Annotated in this window: 19 protein-coding genes, 2 pseudogenes and 1 riboswitch; of the genes and pseudogenes, 15 read left to right on the top strand and 6 right to left on the bottom strand. The window is 40.6% G+C overall.

Annotation, left to right across the window (positions count from 1 at the left end):
* Positions 1–291 precede the first annotated feature (291 nt).
* The 4 genes from AC1DVB_RS04540 (at position 292) to AC1DVB_RS04525 (ending at position 5,252) form a co-directional block, all read left to right on the top strand.
* Entirely contained in the window at positions 292–1,689 is a 1,398-nt protein-coding gene (locus AC1DVB_RS04540; RefSeq protein WP_057278635.1) for an amino acid permease, read from the top strand.
* 152 nt (positions 1,690–1,841) lie between these two features.
* Positions 1,842–2,135: an RNA polymerase alpha subunit C-terminal domain-containing protein gene (locus AC1DVB_RS04535; RefSeq protein WP_191929811.1), complete on the top strand. Its 294-nt coding sequence runs from the start codon at positions 1,842–1,844 to the stop codon at positions 2,133–2,135.
* 95 nt (positions 2,136–2,230) lie between these two features.
* Complete coding sequence (gene coaA / locus AC1DVB_RS04530) at positions 2,231–3,151, top strand: type I pantothenate kinase (protein ID WP_095678659.1); 921 nt, start codon at positions 2,231–2,233, stop codon at positions 3,149–3,151.
* Between the two features lie 595 nt (positions 3,152–3,746).
* Positions 3,747–5,252 carry a malate:quinone oxidoreductase gene (locus AC1DVB_RS04525; RefSeq protein ID WP_034305633.1) on the top strand — a complete coding sequence of 502 codons (1,506 nt, stop codon included), beginning with the start codon at positions 3,747–3,749 and terminating at the stop codon, positions 5,250–5,252.
* A gap of 263 nt (positions 5,253–5,515) precedes the next feature.
* On the opposite strand, the gene AC1DVB_RS04520 is transcribed toward AC1DVB_RS04525, so the two are convergent.
* Both AC1DVB_RS04520 and AC1DVB_RS04515 read right to left on the bottom strand, forming a co-directional pair.
* Positions 5,516–6,568, bottom strand: coding sequence for a potassium channel family protein (locus AC1DVB_RS04520; RefSeq protein ID WP_057278638.1), 1,053 nt, complete (start codon positions 6,566–6,568; stop codon positions 5,516–5,518).
* 151 nt (positions 6,569–6,719) lie between these two features.
* Positions 6,720–6,884 (bottom strand): annotated as a pseudogene (locus AC1DVB_RS04515) (nucleoside recognition domain-containing protein); the annotation flags it as partial.
* A gap of 17 nt (positions 6,885–6,901) precedes the next feature.
* On the opposite strand from AC1DVB_RS04515, the pseudogene AC1DVB_RS04510 reads away from it, so the two are divergent.
* The 4 genes and pseudogenes from AC1DVB_RS04510 to AC1DVB_RS04495 all read left to right on the top strand — a co-directional run.
* Positions 6,902–7,675: pseudogene (locus AC1DVB_RS04510) on the top strand (YjiH family protein); the annotation flags it as partial.
* 521 nt (positions 7,676–8,196) lie between these two features.
* Positions 8,197–8,973, top strand: coding sequence for a transporter substrate-binding domain-containing protein (locus tag AC1DVB_RS04505; RefSeq protein ID WP_057278641.1), 777 nt, complete (start codon positions 8,197–8,199; stop codon positions 8,971–8,973).
* Positions 8,974–9,046: 73 nt separating this feature from the next.
* Positions 9,047–9,691, top strand: coding sequence for an amino acid ABC transporter permease (locus AC1DVB_RS04500; RefSeq protein ID WP_034305627.1), 645 nt, complete (start codon positions 9,047–9,049; stop codon positions 9,689–9,691).
* Positions 9,688–10,422 carry an amino acid ABC transporter ATP-binding protein gene (locus AC1DVB_RS04495; protein WP_477588316.1) on the top strand — a complete coding sequence of 245 codons (735 nt, stop codon included), beginning with the start codon at positions 9,688–9,690 and terminating at the stop codon, positions 10,420–10,422. Before AC1DVB_RS04500 ends, AC1DVB_RS04495 begins: the two co-directional genes overlap by 4 nt.
* A 243-nt stretch (positions 10,423–10,665) precedes the next feature.
* Here the strand turns inward: AC1DVB_RS04495 and AC1DVB_RS04490 are convergent, their stop codons facing one another.
* Complete coding sequence (locus AC1DVB_RS04490) at positions 10,666–13,173, bottom strand: NEW3 domain-containing protein (protein ID WP_477588314.1); 2,508 nt, start codon at positions 13,171–13,173, stop codon at positions 10,666–10,668.
* Between the two features lie 255 nt (positions 13,174–13,428).
* Between AC1DVB_RS04490 and AC1DVB_RS04485 the strand changes: the two genes are divergently transcribed.
* The 6 genes from AC1DVB_RS04485 to AC1DVB_RS04460 all read left to right on the top strand — a co-directional run bounded on the left by AC1DVB_RS04485 (position 13,429) and on the right by AC1DVB_RS04460 (position 20,719).
* A complete protein-coding gene (locus AC1DVB_RS04485; protein WP_477588312.1) occupies positions 13,429–14,655 on the top strand; it encodes an ROK family transcriptional regulator in 1,227 nt (408 codons plus the stop codon).
* A complete protein-coding gene (locus AC1DVB_RS04480; RefSeq protein ID WP_477588310.1) occupies positions 14,655–15,734 on the top strand; it encodes an extracellular solute-binding protein in 1,080 nt (359 codons plus the stop codon). Before AC1DVB_RS04485 ends, AC1DVB_RS04480 begins: the two co-directional genes overlap by 1 nt.
* Positions 15,735–15,749: 15 nt before the next feature.
* Entirely contained in the window at positions 15,750–16,862 is a 1,113-nt protein-coding gene (locus AC1DVB_RS04475) for an ABC transporter ATP-binding protein (protein ID WP_095678656.1), read from the top strand.
* Entirely contained in the window at positions 16,859–18,547 is a 1,689-nt protein-coding gene (locus AC1DVB_RS04470; protein ID WP_477588308.1) for an ABC transporter permease, read from the top strand. Before AC1DVB_RS04475 ends, AC1DVB_RS04470 begins: the two co-directional genes overlap by 4 nt.
* 15 nt (positions 18,548–18,562) lie before the next feature.
* Positions 18,563–20,047 carry an argininosuccinate lyase gene (gene argH, locus AC1DVB_RS04465; RefSeq protein WP_095678654.1) on the top strand — a complete coding sequence of 495 codons (1,485 nt, stop codon included), beginning with the start codon at positions 18,563–18,565 and terminating at the stop codon, positions 20,045–20,047.
* A gap of 465 nt (positions 20,048–20,512) precedes the next feature.
* Positions 20,513–20,719: a hypothetical protein gene (locus tag AC1DVB_RS04460; protein ID WP_318269823.1), complete on the top strand. Its 207-nt coding sequence runs from the start codon at positions 20,513–20,515 to the stop codon at positions 20,717–20,719.
* Positions 20,720–20,854: 135 nt separating this feature from the next.
* Here the strand turns inward: AC1DVB_RS04460 and AC1DVB_RS04455 are convergent, their stop codons facing one another.
* The 3 genes from AC1DVB_RS04455 to AC1DVB_RS04445 all read right to left on the bottom strand — a co-directional run bounded on the left by AC1DVB_RS04455 (position 20,855) and on the right by AC1DVB_RS04445 (position 24,148).
* Positions 20,855–22,333: a sodium:solute symporter family protein gene (locus tag AC1DVB_RS04455; protein WP_096338936.1), complete on the bottom strand. Its 1,479-nt coding sequence runs from the start codon at positions 22,331–22,333 to the stop codon at positions 20,855–20,857.
* The gene (locus AC1DVB_RS04450) at positions 22,330–22,530 is read right to left on the bottom strand and encodes a DUF3311 domain-containing protein (RefSeq protein WP_048685209.1); all 201 of its coding nucleotides are present in this window, start codon (positions 22,528–22,530) and stop codon (positions 22,330–22,332) included. The genes AC1DVB_RS04455 and AC1DVB_RS04450 overlap by 4 nt, the downstream gene beginning before the upstream one ends.
* A gap of 277 nt (positions 22,531–22,807) precedes the next feature.
* On the bottom strand, positions 22,808–24,148 hold the full coding sequence (locus AC1DVB_RS04445) for an amino acid permease (protein ID WP_214806731.1): 1,341 nt from the start codon (positions 24,146–24,148) through the stop codon (positions 22,808–22,810).
* 187 nt (positions 24,149–24,335) lie between these two features.
* Positions 24,336–24,414: riboswitch (glycine riboswitch) on the bottom strand.
* Between the two features lie 507 nt (positions 24,415–24,921).
* On the opposite strand from AC1DVB_RS04445, the gene AC1DVB_RS04440 reads away from it, so the two are divergent.
* Positions 24,922–26,076 (top strand): amino acid permease (locus AC1DVB_RS04440; RefSeq protein WP_477588304.1); only part of this gene is annotated, 1,155 nt, incomplete at its 3' end.

The raw sequence follows: 26,076 nt of genomic DNA, 5'->3' as shown, positions 1-26,076 counted from the left end.
TTCGAGTTATTTTATACAGGGGAATTTTTACGTTTAAGGGGTGAACTTGTTATAACCGGTAAAAAGTAAGCGCTTTCTATGGCACCTCGGACAGAAGAAAGAATTAACATGAAAATGGATAGTAATCTTTCCAACTGTCAGGAATGCTTAAAAGTGAAGAGTGATTTTATGAGGCGGCTTTAAGAAAGATTAAATAAAGTGGTGCCTGCTATATCATTTCTATACTAATTAGGGAGTGTAATAAGCATCTTGCATAAAATTTCGACTATTAGTAGTGTAGGGGGAAATGGAATGGCAAACAAAGATTTGAATAGGGACTTGAAAGGTCGTCATATTCAGATGATCGCTTTGGGCGGAACGATTGGTGTCGGTTTATTCATGGGTTCAGCCAGCACGATTCAATGGACAGGTCCGTCTGTAATGTTAGCTTATGCGATCTCTGGTTTATTTATATTCTTGATCATGCGCGCAATGGGGGAAATGTTGTACTTAGAGCCAAGTACAGGTTCATTTGCAACATTTGGTTATAAGTACATTCATCCATTGGCAGGGTATATGACAGCTTGGAGTAACTGGTTCCAGTGGGTTATCGTCGGGATGGCAGAAATTATTGCAGTGGGGACGTACATGCAGTATTGGTACCCTGATCTCCCTGCTTGGATTCCAGGTTTAATTGCAATGGTGATTCTTGGAGCAGCGAACTTGATTTCCGTTAAGTCCTTTGGGGAAATTGAATTTTGGTTTGCACTGATTAAAATCGTAACGATTATTTTAATGATCGTTGCAGGGTTTGGACTGATTTTCTTTGGGATCGGTAACGGTGGGGAAGCCTTAGGGTTATCGAATCTTTGGGAACATGGCGGTTTATTTACAGGTGGCTGGAAGGGCTTCTTCTTTGCTCTCTCACTGGTGGTTGCCGCTTATCAAGGTGTAGAATTAATCGGGATTACGGCTGGTGAAGCAAAAGATCCGCAAAAAACGATAACCAAAGCGATTCAAAGTACCATTTGGCGTATTTTAATCTTCTATATCGGTGCGATCTTCATTATTGTAACCGTTTACCCTTGGGATCAATTAAGTTCGATTGGCAGTCCATTTGTTGCGACCTTTGCGAAGGTTGGTATCACGGCAGCAGCCGGAATCATTAATTTTGTCGTAATTACGGCTGCAATGTCTGGCTGCAATAGTGGTATTTACAGTGCAGGACGCATGCTTTACACATTAGGGGTGAATGGACAAGCGCCAAAGTTCTTTGCAAAAGTATCTAATAGCGGTGTCCCTTTATTCGGTACGTTCGGAGTGATCGTCGGTTTAGCGATTGGGGTTGTTTTAAGTTATATTGCACCAGAAAATTTATTTGTGCATGTATACAGTGCGAGTGTACTTCCTGGAATGATTCCATGGTTTGTCATTCTGATCAGTCAAATTAAATTCAGGAAGGTCAAAAAAGCTGAAATGCACAATCATCCATTCAAGATGCCGTTTGCACCTGTTACAAACTACCTGACCATCGCTTTCTTGATCATGGTATTGATCGGTATGTGGTTTAATGATGACACACGTATATCTCTTATGGTTGGAATAGGTTTTCTGGCTATCGTAGCAATCAGTTATTTCGCTTTTGGAATAGACAAGCGTGTACAAGCAAATGCTCAAACGGAGGCTAAGAAGGAGGACAAAGTGGGTTAATCCATCATTCACTTTGCGTTTTGCAAAGGGTTGCTGCGGCAGCCCTTTTCCAATGAAATTAATGATAAAATGGATTAAAATGGTTGCTTCATTGTGAATGGTGAACTTTTTATGTTTGTACTTAAAATTCTTAAGAAAAGGAGAAATTGACAATGACCACTTCAAAGAAGAATTTGAGGACTTGCGAAAAGGGGCACAAATACTATAAATCCAGCGATTGTCCGACCTGCCCTGTATGTGAGCAGGAACGAAAACCTGATACAGGATTCCTTTCAGTGCTCTCGGCACCTGCCAGACGTGCATTGGAAAGCAATGGGGTAACCTCTTTACAACAGCTATCAGCATATAGTGAAAAAGAGATTTTGAAATTCCACGGTATGGGACCAGCTTCTTTACCGAAACTTAGGGAAGCTTTGGAGACAGGTGGGTTATCATTCAAAGCTTAATCAATTTAGTGAATAAGGGATCAGGAACTTCTTTTTTATGGACATCATCCTTGTTAAACTGATAGTAACTCTAAAAAGTGAGGTAACGAAAAATCATGAGTTCCTATACTCCCTATTTTGAATTCAATCGAAAAAAGTGGGCATCTTTGCGAAACCATACCCCTCTTCCTTTAACTGAAGAAGAATTGGATAACTTAAAAGGAATAAATGAAGAAATATCCATTCAGGAAGTGGAAGAGGTTTATTTGCCCTTGACCCGTTTGATCAATTTACATGTTGAGGCATCTCAGCAGCTTAACACAGCCACTTCTTCATTTCTAAAAACTGATGCTAAAAAAGTACCTTATATCATTGGGATTGCAGGGAGTGTTGCTGTAGGAAAGAGTACGACTGCAAGGTTGCTTCAGACTTTATTATCCAGATGGGATAATCACAGAAACGTAGGTCTTGTCACTACCGACGGTTTTTTGTACCCAAATGATCTTTTGGAAGAAAAAGGATTGATGAAAAGAAAAGGGTTTCCTGAAAGTTATGATACCCAAGAATTAATCAATCTTATCGGAGATGTAAAAGCGGGAAAAAATAAAGTGGAAGTTCCAATCTACTCACATTTGAAGTATGACATTTTGCCAAATGAAGTGCAGACGATCTGTAATCCGGATATTTTAATAGTGGAAGGTGTTAATGTTCTTCAAGTTGACAAGGAAAATCAAGTATTCGTCAGTGACTTTTTTGATTTCTCACTCTATGTAGATGCAGATGTTAACGACATAGAGCGGTGGTATGTCGAAAGGTTCCTTTTACTTCAAAAGACTGCATTTCAAAGTCCCGAATCCTATTTCCATCGTTATATTGACTTTTCTAAAGAACAGGCCATAAAAAAAGCGACTCAAATTTGGGAAGAAATTAATTTGAAAAATTTACATGAAAATATACTGCCGACAAAAGGACGGGCAAAACTCATCTTGAAAAAAGGGTCGGAACATAAAGTTGAAAATATCTTTTTGCGAAAATAAGAGAAATAATGTTTTTTTGTAATAGCAATAAGTTAAGAAATTATATTAATGAGGGACTATGAGATAAGTCTTAAAATTAAGAATATTACCGGTGATATTACCTTATACTGGTTTAATTTTCAGTAATTATTGGTATTGTTATAATATCTAATAATTGGGTGGAATTTATGATACTAGTTAAAAAGTTAAGAGTTTAGCAATTTCAGGAAGGCCCTAGTTTTTTAGGGAAATGGTTACAGAAAGTTCTAATTTTCCTTCTGTTTTTGTCAATAAATGTGTATTTTCCTGGCTTTTTTGAATCTGTCAATATTATTTCACTAACAGTTTCTTCCTTCAATGATGGGGAGTTGCTGAAGAAATCTTTTAATGCGACTATCGGGGCGGATAAGTTTAAGCTAATTTCTTTTCAAAATCAACATTTTAACAAAAAAAGTAATAGTAGAATATTTTAATCTATGAAATAATAATAATAGATTATGATATAGTTATAAGGAGACAGAAAAGGTGTGTTCCTAGTTCGTGCCGGGCTTTTTTTGACACCTAAGCAGGAGCGCCTACATCTTTTTTGCAAATATAGGGGATAAGGAAGGTTATAATGAGCAACATACAGAAACAAACAGACGTTATCTTAATTGGCGGCGGAGTCATGAGCGCGACTTTGGGATCATTACTGAAAGAGTTAGCACCGGAATGGGAAATCAAAGTATTTGAGAAGCTTGCAAACGCAGGAGAAGAAAGCTCTAACGAATGGAATAATGCGGGTACGGGACATTCTGCGCTGTGCGAGCTTAACTATACATCCGAAAAAGCTGACGGATCTATAGATATTAGCAAAGCAATTAAAATAAATGAACAGTTCCAAGTTTCATTGCAGTTTTGGTCGTATCTTGTAAACTGTAAGCTGATTGATAATCCGCAAGACTTTATCATGCCATTGCCTCATATGAGTATGGTGCAAGGGGATAACAATGTAGCGTTCTTAAAGAAACGTTTTGAAGCGCTGTCCAAAAATCCTCTGTTCCAAGGTATGGAGTATTCCGATGACCCAGCAAAACTGATGGAATGGATTCCACTTATTATGCAAGACCGTCCATCGAATGAATCTATAGCGGCAACAAAAATTGATTACGGTACAGACGTTAACTTCGGTGCTCTGACACGCATGTTGTTTGACCACTTAAAGGCTCAAAACGTCGATATCAAATATAAACATAGTGTTGATAATGTTAAACGTGCCAGTGATGGCTCATGGGAATTAAAAGTGCGTAATGTCGATACCGGTAGCGTAGAACGTCATAATGCTAAATTCGTCTTTATCGGAGGCGGGGGCGGAAGCTTGCATTTACTGCAAAAATCCGGCATTCCTGAAGGGAAACATATCGGAGGATTCCCGGTAAGTGGATACTTCATGGTATGTAATAATCCGGAAGTTGTTGCACAGCATCATGGGAAAGTATACGGAAAAGCTAAAGTTGGTGCACCACCAATGTCTGTTCCGCATCTTGATACACGTTTTATCGACAATAAAAAATCGTTGCTATTTGGACCATTTGCAGGCTTCTCACCGAAGTTCTTAAAAACAGGTTCAATGTTCGATTTAATAACTTCCGTAAAACCGAATAATGTTTTAACTATGTTGGCGGCAGGTGCAAAAGAGATGCCATTGACAAAATACTTGATCCAGCAAGTTATGTTATCGAAAGAACAGCGCATGGAAGAGTTACGAGAGTTCATCCCGAACGCTAAGAGCGAGGATTGGGATTTAGTAGTAGCTGGCCAACGTGTACAAGTTATCAAAGATACTGCTGAAGGCGGCAAAGGTACACTTCAATTTGGTACGGAAGTTGTAAGTGCATCCGATGGCTCTATTGCAGCATTGCTAGGTGCTTCTCCAGGGGCTTCTACTGCTGTTCACGTTATGCTTGAGGTAATTAATAAATGCTTCCCGCAACGCATGAAAGAGTGGGAACCGAAAATTAAAGAAATGATTCCTTCTTATGGAGAGTCACTAATGGAAAATACAGAGCTTTTGCACGAAATTCAAACTTCAACATCAGAGACGCTTGGTCTGAGCAAAAAAAAAGAGCTAGTTTATAGTTAATTTTTGGATATCGAAGCATCATTGAAATTAAAAATAACAGAACCTTTAATCGATCTTTGATTGAAGGTTCTTTTTTTGTTTTAAAAGCTTATTCATTTAAGGATGCATATTTGCAGGCAAGTTGATTGGGAACGAGATGCACTCGCTTTTCTAAGCAGGAGGCCCGAACACCCGCTCCAATCAACTTAGTTTTAACTTTAGATAAAACCCTTTTGCCTACAAACTGAGGGATGCTATTATAGCATCCCTAAAGATTCCTGATTCTAATGTATTTTTGAATTTATTTTGGAAATGGTCTCTTTATCGCAAATAATGAAAAGCTGTGCATCATCAGGAATTCGTGCATCTAATTTTTGGTTTATGTTAAGATCACCACGATCTGCTACCAGTGTGGCCCCTTTATTTAGAAGGTCCATGAATGCATCACGATAGGTTCGCCATTCATCTTGTTTAGAAATCTCATACATCGCCTCTTCATACTTTGAGCTCATGAGTTCTGAATACATGTGAGTGACTCCATGAGAAAATAATGATCGTACTGCTGCGTGGGAGATCATTTCTTGTGTAGGAATAAACTCATCCACCTTTACACGCTCAAATAAACGAATATGCTTTTGATTGATTACCTCAGCGGTGACGTGTATTGGCGTATTGGTTTTTTCTTCAATGGACGTTATGGCAGTGGCAACTAATAATGTCTTTCCATCGACAAGTAACGGATCCTTTGTAGCATAATTATCTTGTGTTATTTGGTCAGCAAAAATGATAACGCCTTTTGCTTTAGGCAGATTTGCACGGAGTAATGTTTCTTCATCGGTGGCATCCCCGCGAACATAAAACAGACGCTCCTCCATCATGGGTGATTTTTCCAGGTTATCAATGATAACAATATCAATGGTTTCATCAGATTTAAAAATTTCTTGAATTGCTGATTTTGACTTTTCACTCCATCCAATCAGAATGATATGATTTTTACCTGTATATTTCATTTTTCCACCAACTTTACGTTTTTCGATAAGATATACAGATTTAATGATTTTTCCAATAAAAAGACTAACAAGCCCAATACCCGTTATGTATAGACCGATGGTAAATGCTTTTCCAAGATCTGTGACCGGTGCATAGTCACCAAAACCAACCGTAGCAAGCGTTGTAAGAACCCAGTAAACTGAAGTTAAATATGATTCGAACGTCTGTGGCTCTATAGAAAAAGCAATATATGCTGCAACTAATATGTATAAAATGGCAAATGGTATAAAGATTTTCCCTCTTAATTTAATCAGGTAATATATTATTTTTTTTACCTTAATTCTCATCATACCCATCCTAGTTATAAAGTCATCGTCGATTGAATTATATTTCCCCAATTTAACAGATAATTAAACGTAAGTGTATGAACTATTTATTCCCAAGTTGGGAGCAAAAAAGCATATAAAAGAAAGTTTGGTTGGATGTGTGACGTTTAGCTCTGTTTCTTATGCACAAAAGGGGCAGGAACACTCCTGCTAAATCAGCAACCATATCAACAGCTGAACGCCCTGGCGTTTTAAATATCGGCCTCATGATCGGCTGCATCAGTACACCTAAAAATTCGAGAAGCCCGTATCCAATGAGCAGCGCCAAAAGGAACGACAAGACCTACAGGTATGAGCTATTCCATTGGTATGCTTATTACGAATCGACTATATAAAGAAGGAAAATACACCCTTGTAGAAGCAGCTATTATTGCAACTGCCTTTTCAACGGTTTCAGCAACGTCGTTTATGATCGTTGTAGCAAAAACCCTCGGGCTTATGGACCTCTGGTCGCTTTTCTTTTGGGTTTCTTTAGCGATCACGTACCTTGCCATTACCGTACGTTTTTGTCCAATAAATAAAATGAGCGACGAATATTATTCGGATAATGCGGACCCAGAAGAAGTTTTCAAACAAGGACTTTTCCGAAGTGTCTGGAACAGTGCGATGGTAGGAGCAAATAATTAAGTAAGTCTTGGCAGAAATTTATGGAAAAACTTAAAGGACGGTTTTCTTATGACAATGAGCATTCTGCCGTCCATTTTATCCGTTGGTCTCATCAGCCTTGTATTAGCGGAGTACACTTCAGTATTTAATTTACTTGGCTATCTTTTTTACCCATTTACCTGGGCATTGCAAATACCTGAACCATTTTTGGCTGCAAAAGCTTCAGCTATAGGAATTGCAGAAATGTTCCTGCCGGCGCTTCTTGTAGTTGATGCACCACTGGTAACTAAGTTCATCATTGCCGTGGTTTCTGTTTCATCCATATTGTTCTTTTCAGCGGCGATACCTTGTATCCTATCAACCGAAATCCCGATCAGCATTACGAAGTTGATTGTTATCTGGTTTGAACGGACACTCATCACGTTAATTATTACGGCACCCATCGCAATATTGCTGCTTTAGTGCAAATCAATGAATCTTAATTCGATCACAAATCGAACGGATGCGTTCGTATTATAAGGTCGACCAGTAAAAATTACTGGTTGGCCTTTTTGATAGAAGTAGACATGGTAGGACTCACGGTTGTGCGGGACATTTGAATCAGGGGGAGTGGAGGCGAAAAAAAAACAATTCCTATATTCTAGTTTAAAAGGATCCAAAAGTTAATTGATTTAGTTTTTTTCTTATCCAACTAATGAGGCATCTCCTATTAGGGAAGACCAAAGGAACCCTTGTGAATACCACCCTTCAATGGTCTTGTTTTACAGGTATTGATGACATGATCGGCTATTTTTATCGAGAAGGATCCCATAGCCTTTTTGTGTTTTCCATCACTGTAACAATATTAGGAAAAACGTCCATAAAAATTATTTAAAGAAAATAATATTTATTCTAAAAATTCATATTATAATACTTTATTCTTATGCTATATTATAGGGAGAATTATTTATTATCACGTATAATTAAGAATTGGAGTGATTTAAATGAAGAAACTTGGTTTATTGAGTATGTTTTTGATTTTAACTATCTTTATCTCGGCTTGTGGAACCAATGAAGGAAAAAATGCAGGTGAGGAAAAGAAACCTGAAAAGGTATATAAAGTTGGTGTGGATACGACTTATCCTCCTTTTGAATTTAAAGAGGGGAACGACTATAAAGGTATCGATATCGAATTGATCAATGCAATCGCGAAAGACCAGGATTTCAAAATCAAATTGTCTCCAATGGATTTCGGTGGAATCATTCCGGCTATGCAAGCCAATCAGCTTGATGTGGCCATTGCAGGAATGAGCATTACAGAGGAAAGAAAAAAGGTAGTGGATTTCTCAACACCGTATTTTGATGCAGGGTTAACAATAGTTGTTAAGAAAGATAATACAAGCACTAAAACCGTTAAGGATCTTAAAGGAAAAACCATAGCAGTGAAAAAAGGAACAACAGGTGCTAAATATGCACAGGATAATGCTACGAAACTAGGAATCAAAGTTGTTCAATTCAATGATAGTCCAGCGATGTTCCAGGAAGTGGCCAACGGTAATGCGGATGCCCTTATAGAAGATTATCCTGTCATCTCATATGCAATCGCCCAAAAAGATCTTGGGTTGAAAATCGTAGGTGACCGTTTGAATGGTGACCAATATGGAATTGCTGTATTGAAAGGGCAAAACGGGGATTTATTGAAAAAAATAAATGATGGTCTTGCCAATCTTAAAAAAGACGGCACATATGATGAAATAATAAAAACGTATCTTGGTGAATAAGGTTAATAAACAATAGATTAAAGCTCATTAGGCGCGCTTATGGCGCGCTTTCTTTTTCAAAGGGGTGAAAGAAATGGATATAATTGTTGCGGCGTTGCCTCTTTTATTAAAAGGACTTCAGGTGACACTTTATATCTTTGTGATTGCCATTATCCTAGGTTTTTTGATTGGTTTACTTGTCGCTTTGCTGCGACTTGCCCCCATCAAAATCTTGAACTGGATTGCAAAGGTTTATGTGGATGCAATACGAGGGACACCGTTCATCGTTCAGTTATTTTTTATCTATTTTGGTGTGAATTCATTGAATTTGATTTCTTTGGACAGTACAACAGCCGGAATAATCACCGTTGCAATCAATGCAGGAGCATATTTTGCTGAAATAATAAGGGCGGGGATACAATCAATCGATAAAGGGCAAACGGAGGCGGCAAGATCCATCGGGTTCACTGGAGCTCAAACAATGAGATATGTCGTACTTCCGCAAGCCTTTAGAAGGATGCTCCCTACCATTACGAATCAATCGATCATCAGCTTGAAGGACACTTCTCTATTATCCGTAATTGGTATAGCCGATTTAACCCAGCAAGGTCAGATTCAAGCTTCGGCAACCTTTGAAGCATTCAAGGTTTGGCTGGCCGTGGGTGTAATTTACTTTATCATCATCTATTTGTTAACCCTAATTGCTAATTTCATAGAAAGGAGGGTACAAGTTCGATGAGCATCATTACAGTAAAAAACCTAAGAAAATCATTTGGAATTGTCGAGGTTTTAAAAGATATAAATGCAGAAGTGCAGGAAAAGGAAGTAATTTGCGTAATAGGCCCTTCTGGATCTGGAAAGAGTACATTCCTGCGTTGCCTGAACCTCCTTGAGGAAGTTACCGGCGGCGAGGTGGTCATTAACGGACATGATATTACCGATCCTAAAAGGAAAATCAATATAAACAAAGTCCGGCAAGAAGTTGGAATGGTTTTTCAACATTTCAATCTATTTCCACATAAGACCGTTTTGGAGAACATAACCTTGGGCCCTATTAAAATTCGTGCCACCGATAAAGCGGAAGCAGGAAGATTAGCGCTTGAGTTATTGGATAAGGTTGGTCTAAAGGAAAAAGCAAGTAGCTATCCGGGGGAACTTTCCGGCGGACAAAAACAGCGGGTCGCCATCGCAAGGGCATTGGCGATGAATCCGAAGATCATGCTATTTGATGAACCGACTTCTGCCCTTGACCCTGAAATGGTCGGTGATGTTTTGGAGGTAATGAAACAACTTGCTAAAGAAGGAATGACAATGGTCGTCGTTACGCATGAAATGGGCTTTGCCCGGGAAGTCGGGGACCGGGTGATATTCATGGATGGAGGGTATATCGTGGAAGAAAATGAGCCGAATGAATTATTCGGTAACCCTCAGCACGAAAGAACCAAAGCATTCTTGAGCAAAGTGCTTTAACGGGATTTTTTTAAGATCGTAAGTCATGAATGAAGTTGTGCATAAAGTGTGGACAAAGCAATGCGGGAAATGAGGGGAAACCCCAAACGCATAGCCTTTCCCTCATCTTTGTGCATAACTTTTTTTGTTTTTAGAGCAGGAACCTATCAGTCAGGAGATGTTTTTATTCATATCAGCTTCAATCGGGCAAACGTCACAGAAAAGAAACCTATGCATTTAACACATGCATAGGTTTCTTTTTATTTATTTGGCACCGTAACTAATCAAGTTCGTCATGATTCGATATCCGCCTGGGACCTGGCCTTGAATTTGCCTGTATAGGACAAGGTTGGTATAGAGGTAGGTGCCATTACCGTATTTAGCCATAAGGATACCGCCATCAAATGGTTCTTCATTCGGATCAGCCATGGAAATGAATGTTTCATACCGTTCATCCCATTCCATTGGGAAATACAATCCTCTTTCTTGGACCCAATTGCTCCAGTCATCACTTGTTATTTTATTTGGATAGGTAAAAAGCGCCGATTCTGGTTTCGACACGTTTACTGTGGCTCTTTCATCGGTTACCCGCCAGCGAATCGAAGGATTCCCGAGGGTAAGAGGATATGGAGCCGTCTTCAATGCATCCCATCCATCACCCGGTTTATGGTATTGCACGACGAGATGTCCGCCGTTTTCCACATACTCAAGTAAGCGCGCGTTATTTGCCTTTAAATCTTCCCTTGATAGATAGGCACGGATGCCTGTAACGATCGTGTCATATTGACTTAAATCACCTTCAGCTAAATCAGCTTCAGTTAACTTCGTAATGTTCAGCCCTGCATTGCTTAAGTAATCTGCCACTTTATCGAATCCGCTTTCAATGTACCCCACTTTTAATGAAGCTGGCTTCAAAAGCTCAAATGCAACGGTATTGATAGCTGCTGGGTATTGGTAATAGAATGTTCCGATATGGTCATAGGAAATTTCCTGAATGGTCGAATCAAAGGTTTTCCCATTGACAGTGGCAGCTGCCTTCACCTGATATTCACCATTTTGGATGGCCTTAGGCGGTATGAGGGTGAACTTCACTTGTTTTTCTTCTGATTTTTCATTAAATGATACAGTGGCATTTTGGGGATGAACTCCCCAATTTTCAGGGACTTTTAAAGCGACCTTTGCTGATGCTTTTCCTTCTGTATAGTTTTTCAAGGTCACCGCCACTGGGATTTCCTCTTTTACATCTGCTGTATTTACGACGATATCTTCAGGAGATAAGGTAAGGGCAACGTCGGGAAGGACGGCGATCGTTCCATCCAATTCTTCCTTGATGGAAGTTTTTGTGCTCCCGTATTTATAAGAAATGCTGGTCGTAATGGTTGATTCATCATAGGCATGGTAATAAGCTGCATCTTCAGGGACTTCAACCAGGTAGGTCATTGTCACTGATTTATTAGGTGCCAGATTGACATCTTTTGATTTTATTTTTGTCTTCCATCCTTTAGGCACGTTCAATGCAGCAGCGACTTTTTTCAATGTTTGTTTCCCGTTATTCTTCATGGTTATGGTTACGTACGTATTTTGACCTTTAGTAAGAATCTTTGAAGCTGCTTCAGCTTGAACCTCGAGCCCTGAGGAAACATAACTGACGTTTTCCAATTGCTCTTCTTTTAATGAGAGCTTATGAAGCAAGTCGTTTTTGATGGCAGGGCTTAGCTTTGCCTTTTTGACTTGCGCAGTCATTGAACGAACATTGGAAAGAGCTTTTTGGGATGTTGAAAAAACACGTTTAGCATGGGGATAAGACTCAATAACAGCGTCCAGATTCCGTTGCAGGTACCTAAATTCACCTTTTAATTTTGAAGCTGAGCGGGGGAGTTTTTCAGCCCATTCAGTAAAATTGTAAGGTACACCTGCAAAAAGGTCCGACTCGCTTTTTGTATCAACCGCGCTTTGCTTCAAATCCAAATGGATCTGGCGCGGTGCTGCAGGGATATCAGAACCCATGCCTTGGCTTTTGTGCAGATAGCGGGATTGTTCTCCAAGCTGTGGGTAAGTCATTTTGTATATTGGGTCATATTTACCGATTTCTATCGAAGTGGTTGCTTGATCTGCCGAGGAAACGGGCAAATATAACTTTTTCACTTGCCATACCGATAGACCTTGTTTCAATTGTTGTGGAAACACAGTTGGGTCGGCGGCATCCGTAAAGGCACGTTCACTTAGGATTGTCATTGTTCGATGATGTCCATGCTGGGTATCATCATTTTGAAAGGATGGCATCAATATATCTGGCTGATACGTCCGAATAAAGCGGATAAGCCGTTCATATGTGAGTTCCTCGCCCCATTTTTGTAATGTTTCCTCTGGTGTTTTAGAGAAACCGAAATCATAAATGGGATCAGAGGTCGTTTCGCTTAGATGATAGGCTTTAACCCCGGTGATTTTTGCAGCTTCTATCATTTCCCTCGAACGGATGATTCCAAGAGCGTTGTCCAGTTCATCCCCAATTTCATTTTGTCCTCCCTCACCACGGTTTGCAATCAGGCTGGATGTTTTCACCCCTAACCCTCTCGATAGATAAGCGAGAAAGTCACTGCGTTCATCATCGGGATGGGCACCGCTGTTCAAGAATGTCACAGTCGTTTCGAGCGGCTTGACCGCATTCCATAATTCGACGTTGGTATCATCAGGATTTGCAGCGCTGCCTCCAAGTGGCAATGATGCAAGAACCAACAAAAGGGAAAACAACGATAACAAAGCTTTTTTCATTCTTCTTTTAACCCCCTTCAACTTTTATAAAACACCTAAAAAAAATGTAGGTTAGTAATGTTTTCTAACTAACCAGATAAAAAAACCTATCTAATAAATAGCACCAATGGTTATAAATGTAAATAATTCGAAGTAACTATTAAAAGTTGAACATTTTAAATGTTCCGAAAAAAACTTGTGCGTTGAAATTATTTAAGTTATATTTTTACTTAATTAGGAAGATTTACTAACTAAATAATGTAAGGCCGTGATGTGATGAGTTTTAAAAGGACACCCAGTCATCAAAAATATGTAAATAAAAAAAGAATCATTCAATGCATCCAAGAATGTTCACCCATTTCAAGAGCTGAAATCGCCGTTAAGCTTCAGCTAAGTAAACCAACTGTTTCACAGGCTGTGGATGAACTTATACAGGAGAAATGGGTATTCGAGAAAGGAATAGGAGTATCCTCATCTCAAGGCGGGAGGAGGCCCATCCAGCTCTTTTTTAATGAAAAGGCTGCCTATATCATCGGTGTCGATATAGGCGGGACGAAAGTGAAAATCGTTTTAAGCGATTTAAGCGGCAACATCCTTGCTGACACTAGTTTTTCAACAAACACTTATTTAAATTCAGGGCTGCTTAAACAAATGGCGATTGAAACGGAGCGGTTAGTTGCAAAGAATCAGATTGCGAAGGAAAGGATATTGGGGATGGGAGTCGGGATCCCTGGCATTACGCAAACGGCAAGCGGATTAGTAATAGAGGCACCGAGTTTAGGCTGGGTACAATATCCATTTATAGCAGAAGCGAAGCGTTATTTTGATTTCCCCATCTTTCTGGACAATGATGTAAACGCGGCTGCACTAGGTGAACAGTGGCTGGGTAATGCACAAAATAAGCGGAATTTACTGTTCATTGCGGTTGGCACGGGAATCGGAAGCGGCATCATCTTGAATAACCAGTTATACAGAGGAGCTTCCAGTGCCGCTGGGGAAATGGGATATATGGTGACGGACAAAGAGGATATAAAACGTGAATTCAAGCCGATTTTCCATAGATACGGCTATTTGGAAAGTGTCGCTGGAGGCAAGTCGATTGGCGGTCACTTCACCAGGGAGGTCCTCAAGGATCCTCACCATTTTTTATTCGAACGGGCCAAATCTTCCGAACTATCGGGGGAGGATGCTTTTTTGGCAGCAAAAAAAGGAGACACTGCAGCTATGGCCATCATAAATGAAGCCATCGAACATTTAGCCTGCGGAATTGTCAATGCGGCTAGTTTGCTAAATCCGGAAGTGATCATTTTAGGAGGTGGTGTATTAAATTCTGCTGAATACATTTTACCTAGAATTCGGGAGGTCGTTGATCGATATCTTCCAAGTTTAGTAGAAATGAAAACTTCACAACTGGGAGAAGACGCAGGGGTGCTTGGAGCGGTTTCCCTATTTTTAAGGGAACATGATGGCATTTTGAATTTTCGCGATGAGGGGGAATATTAATGAAAAATAGGAAAAAGTCGCTTGTTTCAGTACTGACCTTTTCGGCAGCACTATTAATTTCGGGATGTAACGGTACAGATACGAAAACGAATTCGGATGCTGGCGAAAAGGGTGAGCTCGAAGATAAAATCGTTGTTTATTCACCGCATGGCAAAGATATTTTATCAAAATTCGAAAAGCAGTTCGAAGATCAGTATGGTATTGATGTTGAGTGGCTTGATATGGGGTCTCAGGAAATCCTTGACCGTGTTCGTTCTGAGAAAAGTAATCCGCAGGCAGACGTTTGGTGGGGTGCACCTTCCACGAACTTCAATCAAGCAAAGGATGATGGGCTGCTGGCCGCTTATAAGCCTAGCTATTCCGATAGTCTCGATGAAGGATTCCGCGATCCGGAATGGTATTGGACAGGAACGAGCCAGACACCGGAAGTCATCATGTATAACAGCAAAGAATTATCAAAAGACGAGGTACCGAAAGATTGGGATGAGCTGCTTGATCCGAAATGGAAAGACGAAATCATCATCCGCTATCCGTTAGCCTCCGGAACGATGAGGACAATTTTTTCTGCGATGATCTATCGTACGTATAAGGATACAAATGATCCGAAAGAAGGGTATGACTGGTTAAAGAAGCTCGACCAAAACACGAAGGAATATTCAGCGAATCCGGAAATGATGTATAACAAGGTAGCCAAAGGAGAGGGCTCACTTTCCGTTTGGGCAATGCCGGATGTCGTCATGCTGAAAGAAAATAAAAATTATCCATTTGAGTTCGTCATTCCAGAAAGCGGAACGCCAGTATTGACAGAAGGTATCGCCATCGTTGAAGGTGCCAAGCATCCAAAAGCGGCTGAAGCCTTTTATGAGTTCGTGAATTCACAAGAAGCCGCGAAAACATTAGCAGAAGAATTTTACAGGATTCCGACCAGAAGTGATGTGAAGGGTTTACCTGAATGGATCACGGAAACGGAAATTAAAGCGATGGATATTGATTGGAATGCATTCCAGGAAAAAGGTGACGAGTGGATGAAATACTGGGATGAAAATATTAAAAGCGGAGATAAAGAAATTAAAGAATAAGGAAGTGTCGTTTGGATGGCGTCAATAAAAATAGAGAATGTCCAAAAAGCCTTCGGGAAAACGATAGCTGTTGACCAGTTAAATCTGGACATCAAAGAAGGTGAGTTTTTTACCTTTCTTGGTCCAAGCGGCTGCGGTAAAACGACAACACTTCGGATGATTGCCGGTTTTTATTATCCAACTAAAGGTGTCGTCCGATTTGGCGACAAAGATATGACGCGTGTACCTCCGGAGAAAAGAAATACAGGCATGGTTTTTCAAAACTATGCCCTCTTTCCCCATATGACTGTTTTTGAAAATGTAGCGTTTGGCTTGCGTGTGAGAAAGGTTTCTTCTGCTGACTTAAAGAAGAGAGTGCTGGATGCCCTCCAAAAGGTCAGGCTGGAGAGCTACTCGGATCGTCAAGTGAGCCAGTTAAGCGGAGGACAGCAGCAGCGGGTGGCCCTTGCGAGAGCACTGGTCATTGAACCGGAAATATTACTGCTGGATGAACCATTAAGTAATCTGGATGCCAAGCTTCGTGATGAAATGAGAGTGGAAATCTTAAGGCTGCAGCGTGATTATAAGATTACCACCATTTATGTCACTCATGATCAGGCTGAGGCATTATCCATGAGTGATCGAATCGCTGTGTTCAATTATGGTGTATGTCACCAGGTCGGGACGCCAACAGAAATTTATAATCGGCCGGCCAATGATTTTGTGGCGAGTTTTATAGGCGAGATTAATCTTTTGCCCGTTCAAGTTGAAAAAGTTCAACAAGATAATATAGAGCTTGTCCTTAAGAATAGTGAAAAACCGATTAAATTGAAGGTGGAAAATCAAGCTAGGGACGGAATTTCAATCATACAGAGTGATGCTGACCTTGCTGTTTCGATTCGTCCTGAAGCAATCAGGATTCTGGATGTGATCGAAGAAGGAACGAATATCTTTAAAGGTAATATAAATTCCGTCCAATTCTTTGGGTCTGTTGTGAATGTCATGGTGGATGTTCAAGACGTGTTACTAAGGGTCGACGTATTTAACACCCATGATTTTGGATACTTTTATCAAGGAAAGGAAGTGTATGTCCAGCTTCCCGAGAAACAGCTGCGTCTTATCCCTGTCATAAGCGGTGATGCGCCATGATTAAAAATCGTGATACGAGATTGACGGTTTGGCTCCTTATTCCAGTTGTATTGGTTCTCATAGCATATGTACTCTACCCGTCATTGAGGACCTTTATTGAAAGTCTGCAAAAAGACGGAACGATATCCCTTGGAAATTATCAGGACTTCTTCGTACAGGAATCGAAAACGAACTTAGTGGCTCTTTGGAATTCTGTTTATATATCCTTTTTGAGTGTATTGGTCAGTGCCTTGATTGGCATTCCGCTCGCTTTCATTTTTAACCGTTACGATTTTCCCGGCAGAAGCTTCTTTTCATCAGCAGCGATTTTGCCGATTGTCCTTCCATCATTGGTAGGGGTTATGGCCTTTATGTTTTTATATGGAGAATCGGGATTGATTCCAAATGCCATCAAGGACCTGTTCGGTCTCGATAAGGTTCCATTCAAGATTGGCGGGGTACCGGGAATTCTTATCGTGCATGCCTATACGATGTATGTTTATTTTTATATGACCGTATCCGCTGCAATCAATAAAATAGATCCTTCACTTGAAGAAGCCGCTTATAACTTAGGAGCAAATAAAATAAAGGTTTTTTGGAAGGTGACATTTCCATTATTGACACCTGCAATCGTTGCCGCCTCTTTACTTGTTTTCATGATATCGATGGCTTCTTTCAGTGCCCCGTTTTTATTGGCTGGCGGATACAGGGTGTTGAGCCTGCAAATTTATTTTTCAAAAATCAATGGTGATATGGAAATTGCCGCTACCCAATCGGTCATTCTATCCATCGTTTCGATTTCATTTCTATTATTCATGCGTTGGTATCAGAATAGGAAGGATTATCGAATGGCCTCGAAAGGGATTGGGGCACACAGGAGTGAAGTGAAGAACCCGGTTATGAAATGGGTGATGGTCGTAACTGGGGTCATCGGCGTAATTATTCTGCTTTTACCGCACTTTACGATTCTTTTGCTTTCACTTGTGCCGGATGGAACCTGGACATTTCAAACGTATCCCACAGTATTTAATGTTGAAAATTACAGGCTTTTGTTTGAAGACCCTAATATCTTCAAGCCGTTAAGAAATAGTTTACTGATGGCGTTTATTGCTACGTTGGCAAATCTGGTGTTTGGGGTCATAGCGTCCTATGTACTTGTCAAACGGAAATTCGTCGGGAAAAGCTTTGTCGATATTCTAGTCATGATTCCTTGGGCGTTGCCTGCAACGGTCATAGGGATGAACTTGATATTTGCATTCAATGAACCTAGCGTTTTTTCCTTTGGTCAAATTTTGGTAGGAACATTTTGGATTTTGCCGCTTGCCTATTTCATCAGGCATATTCCGCTCGTTGTCCGTTCGACTAATGCCGTTCTGGAGCAGCTGGATGACTCGATTGAAGAAGCAGCCAGAAACTTGGGGGCAAAGTGGTTTTATACCTTCAGAAAAGTCATATTTCCTATTATTATGCCTGGTGTTTTATCAGGGACATTATTGGCATTTATCGAATCTGTGGGGGAATTCCCGACCTCGGTCCTGTTGTACACGATTTCAAACAGGCCCATATCCATTGAAATCATGAATCAGCTTCGGATGTTCAATATGGGGCAGGCCGCTGCCTATGGGATGATTCAAATCACGCTGATTGTAATCGTTCTCTTTATTTCGAACAAGTTTTTTGGAATCAAAGCGGAAAAAGCTTTATAAATCGGAGGTTCAAAGATGAGCAGGCTTGAACAATTTATCAAAAATGAAGGTAGTGTCTTTCCCGGAAAAACCTATGTTAGAGAGCTTCTGATGCCTGTTTTTAATGATCAAAGAGATTACTTATTTGATGCAATGTTCGATATTCATCGGGCACATGTCATCATGCTTTCGGAACAAAAGATCATTAAAGATGAAGAGGCGAAAACCATGCTTGATGGGATTCGGAAAGTGGCCCAAACAGATCTCGCGCAGTTGACCTATCAGCCCCAATTCGAGGACTTATTCTTCATGATGGAGGCAAAGATCGGTGAGGAAATCGGCCATGAACTTGCAGGGAAGATTCATATCGGCCGCAGTCGTAATGATATGGGAGTTGCAATGTACCGGCTTGTTTTGAGAGGTCATCTGCTCCAATTGATTAACTATGCAAACCAATTGAGTGAAGCATTCTTGGTGCAGGCTGAAAAACATACAGAAACCTATATTACAGGTTACACGCATACCCAACCGGCTCAGCCGACTACAATAGGACATTACTTTTTAGCCATTTATGATGTACTTCAAAGGGATATTGGCCGGTTATGGGCAGCCTATGAAACGGTTAACCAATCCCCTTTGGGTGCAGCCGCGTTAACGACCACCGGTTTTCCGATCAGTCGGAACCGTACGGCTGAACTGCTTGGGTTTGATTCGGTGATTGAAAATTCCTATGACTCGATTGGCGGGGCAGATTATTTATTGGAAACCGCAACTGCCATCATGACGTGCATGGTCAATACCGGAAGGTGGATCCAAGATTTCCTGCAGCATGTGACAAGGGAGTTTGGTACATTTCACGTGGCGGACCCTTATGTTCAAGTGAGCAGCATCATGCCGCAAAAAAGGAATCCTGTCTCCATTGAACATTCCCGTTCGATTGCAAGCAGTGCGTATGGTGATGCACTTGCTGCAATGAATATGATTCACAATACACCATTTGGTGATATCGTCGATACGGAAGATGATTTACAGCCACATTTATATCGGGCTTTTTCGAATGCAGGCCGTGTCATGAAACTAATGTATGCCGTCATGTCGACTTTGAAAGTAAATGAAGAACATACAAAGAAAATGGCCGCAAAATCCAGTATAACGATTACTGAATTAGCGGATACCCTTTCAAGAGATTACGACATATCCTTTAGAAAAGCCCATTCCATAGCCAGTCATATTGCAAAAAAATCGATTAGTGAAGGGAAAGAGCTATATGATTGGGACACACAAGAAATCAATAAGATCATCAATGAATTCGTATCAGTGAACATAGCAGAAGATGAATGGAAAAAAATAATCTCTCCCGAATATTTTGTGGAAATCAGAAGCATTCAAGGCGGGCCCTCCCCGAAAGAGGTTACGAGAATGATTTTAAATAGAAAACAAAAACTGGAACAAGAGTTGCAGAAATATAAGAAAGTGATCAAAGAATTGAATGATGGCAGGAAGGCTTTAGTGGATTACTGAAGGTATGGGCTAAAAAGAAAATGAGCTTTAACGGGCATGAAATTCCCGAGTATTTGCTCCAAGCTCACGAGTAAAAGCATGAAATTCCCGAGTATTTGCTCCAAACTCACGAGTAAAAGCATGAAACTCACGAGTATTTGCTTCAAACTCACGAGTAAAAGCATGAAATTCCCGAGTATTTGCTCCAAACTCACGAGTAAAAGCATAAAACTCACGAGTATTTGCTCCTAACTCACGAATAAAAGCCCGAACCTTCTGAAGAGAGTATTTTTTGTTGGCTCGGAAGCAATACGATGCATTTTACTGAGAAAGCTTCATATTTTATGATATATAGTCATTCTTTATCAGGGTGGCTATTTATTTTGGATTTTTAATGCAACTGAGTCATCCCCAGTGACCATGAATGTAGATTATTCCTAAAAACAATGCTGTTATTTGGAAAATATATAATGTGAGGGAATGTTAATGTCAAATAGATCTCAGTTCGGTGTTATCCTGATTTTAATAGCTTTCGTAATATCGATTGCTTTTTGTTTGAATCCGGAAGTCTTATTAAGAGGTGGATATGATTTAGCTATTGATGGCCTGGTAGTATCCAGAACCTTGATGATTATTTTTTCGTTGTATTTATTAGTTAAAATAGGGGATTTGTTTATAAACAGAAAAGATTAATAGTCTAAAATGAGGTTTCCCATAAACAATATTGAGATAAAGGACACTATGCTTGGAAGCCGAGAATAAGGAAGGCTCAGTCTTTTGACTGAGCCTCCAATGTTTATTGATCCATAACCAGTTTCAAAATTTGCTTCATATATCGTTAACGGATTTAGGTTCCAACTGAACCGCGTGCTTTCTGAAAGCAATACTCACCGTGATCATCACAATGAAATTGACTGCCAATGCAATGATTCCCACATTCAAATCTTTTGCTGCTTGCGGCAAGGATGGAAACAAGGTCCCTATTGTCGATTGACTGAGTGTAATGCAGATTACGATGGCCAATCCGGTAATGATGCCGGCGATTGCGCCAAATTTATTGATCGGATTATTCCTTTTCAGACTAAAGAGAAGGGATGGGAAGAGCTGTGTGATGAGACTGTATCCCATAAGAATTAATGCCGACATCGTTTCGCCGCCGTTTAAGGTGAAGTAGACGGCTATAAGGGCAATGATTGGCACAAGGAACTTTGCCAATCGTACAATATGGCGATCGGATACGTCAGGTGCAAATTCCTTATAAACGTTTTTCGCGAGCAGTGTAGCGACGCTCATCAAAAGCATGGATCCCGGCACCAATGCGGTCAACAATCCAGCGCCGCCGATTATGCCTATAAACCATGGATCAAAGGTCTCGATCGAAAGGCGCAGCAATGAGAGGTCCGCATCTGCCCCAACGAGTCCGGGCACTTTCAATATAGCTGTAAACCCAACGAAAAAGACGAATAACAGCATGAGTGTATATAAAGGACTGATGATGGCGTTCTTTCGAAATACCTTGCCGCTGCGTGCTGAATAAACAGCGCTGAAAACTTGCGGCCACATATAGAAACCGAATACGAGCAATATTACCGTGGAGATGAACCATGATACGCTAAGCCCCTGATCAGGGAACTTTAGAAAACCAGGCTTGGCGGCATCAACCGCTTCAAACATCGGCTGAAATCCGCCAAAGTAATGAATCGGCAGATAAATCCCCAAAAATCCTATTATGGCGACCATCATGATATCTTTAATGACCGCGGTCCAAACTGAACCGTGGATACCGGAGATCATCACATAAATGGTAAGGCTGATCGCCCCCATCCAAACTGCCTCAGACATTGAGATGGCACCATAAGATGCTTCCGAGACAATGATCCCCAATCCTTTCAGCTGCACGACGATCACTGGAATCATCGACACCACACCGACAAGTGCAGCCAAAATTCCTAAACTGGGACTCTTATATTTGCTTACAAAGAAATCGGATTGAGACATCAGTTTATTTTCTTTGGCATATCTCCATATTTCCGGCAGGAGCCAATAGGATAATACGTAAGACAAAGTAATGTAAATTAGAACATATAGAGCGGGTGCGCCCTTGCCATAAGCCCAGCCGCTGCCGCCAAGGAAGGAGAAGGTCGTATAGATTTCCCCGGCCATCAGCAGAAAGACGAATATCGCACCAAAACCGCGTCCGCCCACCGTCCATTGTTCCAAGTCCATATCTTTTCCTTTTGAAGAGCGTATTCCTAAAAATATCGATAGAAGTAAAAATGCTAAAATGATTAAGAGAGCAATATTCATTCCTGGTCACCTTCCCGATTCCTGGGATCCAGCTTATACATGATGCCGAGTATGGCAGAGGTAAGGACCACCCACATAGCCATCCAGAACATATTGAAAGGCATCCCTAATACATATGGTTCTATTTTATTAACAAAAGGTAGAAATCCCAGTATGCCTATAAAAGGAACTAGTGTAAGAATATATATAATCTTCATTAAACAACCCCCTCCGTTTTAAATAAAGTGAAACGCCCACCAATGGGGGTTTATTCTTCAATGCCACTGATGGATGGGTGAACCAAACCGGATGGAAAATTCATACATGACGGGAAAGGTCCGATAATATATATTAGCTTACACTATTTTGATATAAAATTTAATGCAGTTGCCTGATATATTTTAGCAAAAGTGTGCAGAAAGCCGAAGGCCTAATATGTTCATATGCAGATAAAGCCTTGAATTCATATTGCGTTCAAGGCTTTATTTCCTTTAGCTATCTTTTTTTTCGATAATTATATAGTATCACCAAGAGGATGAACCAGATTGGGGTCAAGAGCAGTGATAGCCGTGTAGCTTCAGCGAATAGCATAACAATAAGGATGAACAGGAATAAGCCTAAAATGACGTAATTGACAAAAGGTGTAAAAGGAGCCTTGAAAGTCGATTCGGCTCTTAGGTCAGGCCTTGTTTTCGAATATTTGATATGGGAGATCAAGATAATGCTCCATACCCATATGAAACAGATGGCACTGATGGTAGTCACGACAGTAAATGCCTGTTCTGGTATCAGCTTGCTTAATAATGCCCCTATTGATACAACGATTGTGGATGTGAATAAGGCATTGCCCGGAACAGCCTGTTTATTTAATTTTTCCAGCTTAGCTGGGGCTTCACCATTCCTGCTTAACGTATAAAGTATTCGGCTCGTTGAAAATAAACCGCTGTTGCATGCAGAAGCAGCGGATGTCAAAACGACGAAGTTGATGATCCCTGCAGCGACTGGAATGCCGATTAACGCAAAGACCTCTACAAATGGACTGCTTGTGGCATCCAGTTGTGTCCATGGGTTGACGCAGAGAATGACGAATAGTGCACCAACGTAGAAAAGCAAAATCCGGACAGGGATTTTATTGATGGCAGATGGAATGTTCTTTCGCGGGTTCGCCGTTTCTGCTGCAGAAACCCCGACCAATTCGACACCGACAAATGAGAAGACGACCAACTGTAAAGATAACAGGAATCCGGAAATGCCATTGGGGAACATGCCGCCATGATTCCAAAGGTTCGTTAGGGAAACCGTTCCGGTATTGGTATTGAAGCCGAGGATCAGAAGGAAAATTCCTACGATGATCAAGGCGATGATCGTGATTACTTTAATGATGGCAAACCAGAATTCCAATTCGCCAAAGATCTTAACGGTCAATAGGTTCAATCCTAACAGAATGACCAGACAAAGCAGAGCCGGAATCCATTGAGGGACATCAAACCAATATTGCATATAAACACCGACAGCTATGATATCGGCCATTGCGGTCATGATCCAACAAAACCAATATGTCCAACCGGTCACGAAGCCGGCCCATGGACCGACATATTCAGTTGCGAATTCAGTGAATGATGTGTACCCTGCATTGGATAAAAGCAATTCCCCCAGGGCCCTCATCACAAAAAACAAGGCAATCCCTATTATCATATAAGAGAATAATATGGAAGGACCTGCTAATTGTATGGCTTTTCCGGAACCTAAAAATAAACCGGTGCCAATGGTTCCTCCTATTGCAATCAGTTGTACATGTCGATTTTTTAAATCTCTTTTTAATTCTTGTTTAGCCAATTCGTACGCCCCCGTTTTTATAGTCTTGGTAGTGAATGTTACCTGCATGGTCTTGGAGAGAGGGACGTGATTGTCGTCCAGTTTGCCTTTCCCATTTGTTGTTTTAGTCCAATCACAAAATGGACAATAAAAAAAGAGATTGGATAATACCAATCTCTTAAAGGGCTCAGAATAACAATATATCATTCGTTACTCTTCTGTCCTTTTGCCTGAGATTGTGAATCCTTCGGCGCTGCATCTTGTACAGTCTCTCCAGAAGCTGCTCCTGCTATAGTGTCATCCATAGCATTCATCGCTTGCTTGTATGCGGTTGTGAAGAAATGTCAGTCAGTGATGATTTTCCACTGCTTGATCATTTCATTATGCTTATAAAATAATATTGGAATTCTATCATCTATTTTTCGGTAGGTCAACAAATTTTTTGAAGTGAATCAGGCATTATCTGTAGTTTAATAGTGGTCCGCATTTAACTTAAGGTCTAAGCAGAAGTGATTGTTTTCTACTCATTATGAACGATCACTATAATAAAATACTGAACATCATTTTTTTAAAATGATATTTTTAGATTAGAAAAATCAGCAAGATATTATTGGTAACTGTTTATTTCAAAAATACAATTGTATTTTTACAGAATATTTACTATTATAAGATAAGAAAACATAAATGAAGTGTTATTGATATTTTTTCGATAGAGCATTTCTAACTGCAATAATTAATAAGTTCGTGGTAAGGATAGAAAAGCATTACCGATATTGCATCTGGAGGAGTTAATCATGTCGAACAAGGAATTAAAGAGAGGGCTGGAAGCACGTCACATTCAAATGATAGCTTTGGGCGGAACCATCGGAGTCGGGTTATTCATGGGATCTGCGAGCACGATCAAATGGACCGGGCCCTCTGTAATGCTTGCTTATGCCATTGCAGGTATTTTTATATTTTTCATCATGCGTTCCATGGGTGAGATGCTTTATTTAGAACCGACTACAGGTTCTTTTGCAACCTTTGCGAGCAGTTATATACATCCTTTGGCAGGTTATATGACTGCTTGGAGCAATTGGTTTCAATGGGTAATCGTCGGAATGTCCGAAATCATTGCGGTTGGGCTGTATATGCAATATTGGTTCCCGGAGTTACCGGCATGGATACCAGGTGTAGTGGCCATGATCATCTTGGGGGCGGCCAACCTCATTTCCGTTAAATCATTCGGGGAATTTGAATTCTGGTTTGCACTTATAAAAATCATAACGATTATATTGATGATCGTTGCCGGCCTGGGCCTTATCTTCTTTGGAATAGGCAATGGCGGGGATGCGCTTGGATTATCGAATCTATGGGCAAATGGCGGCTTCTTTACGGGAGGATGGACAGGATTCTTCTTTGCTCTTTCACTTGTCGTGGCTTCCTATCAAGGCGTTGAGCTTATCGGCATCACAGCCGGGGAAGCGAAAAACCCAACGAAGACCGTAACAAAAGCGATCCAATCAATTATATGGCGCATTTTAATTTTCTATATTGGTGCCATTTTCGTCATCGTGACAGTATTCCCTTGGGATCAACTGGGTGACTTAGGCAGTCCGTTTGTTTCGACCTTTGCCAAAATAGGTATCACTGCAGCGGCAGGCATCATTAATTTTGTGGTAATCACTGCGGCAATGTCTGGATGCAACAGTGGGATTTTCAGTGCAGGTCGTATGCTTTACACACTGGCATTGAATGGCCAAGCTCCGAAAATCTTTGCTAAAGTATCTAAAAATGGAGTTCCGGCATATTGCACGATCGCTGTACTATTAGGGTTGGGCATCGGGGTTATCCTGAATTACCTTGCACCGCCGCAAGTATTCCTTTATGTGTACAGTGCGAGTGTTTTGCCTGGGATGATTCCATGGTTTGTCTTACTTATCAGTGAGCTTAAGTTCAGAAAGGTAAAT

It is taken from the genome of Peribacillus sp. P4_D6, from assembly GCF_056401795.1.
Note: the sequence above shows the minus strand (reverse complement) of the source record. Positions and strands in the feature narration are given on the sequence as shown.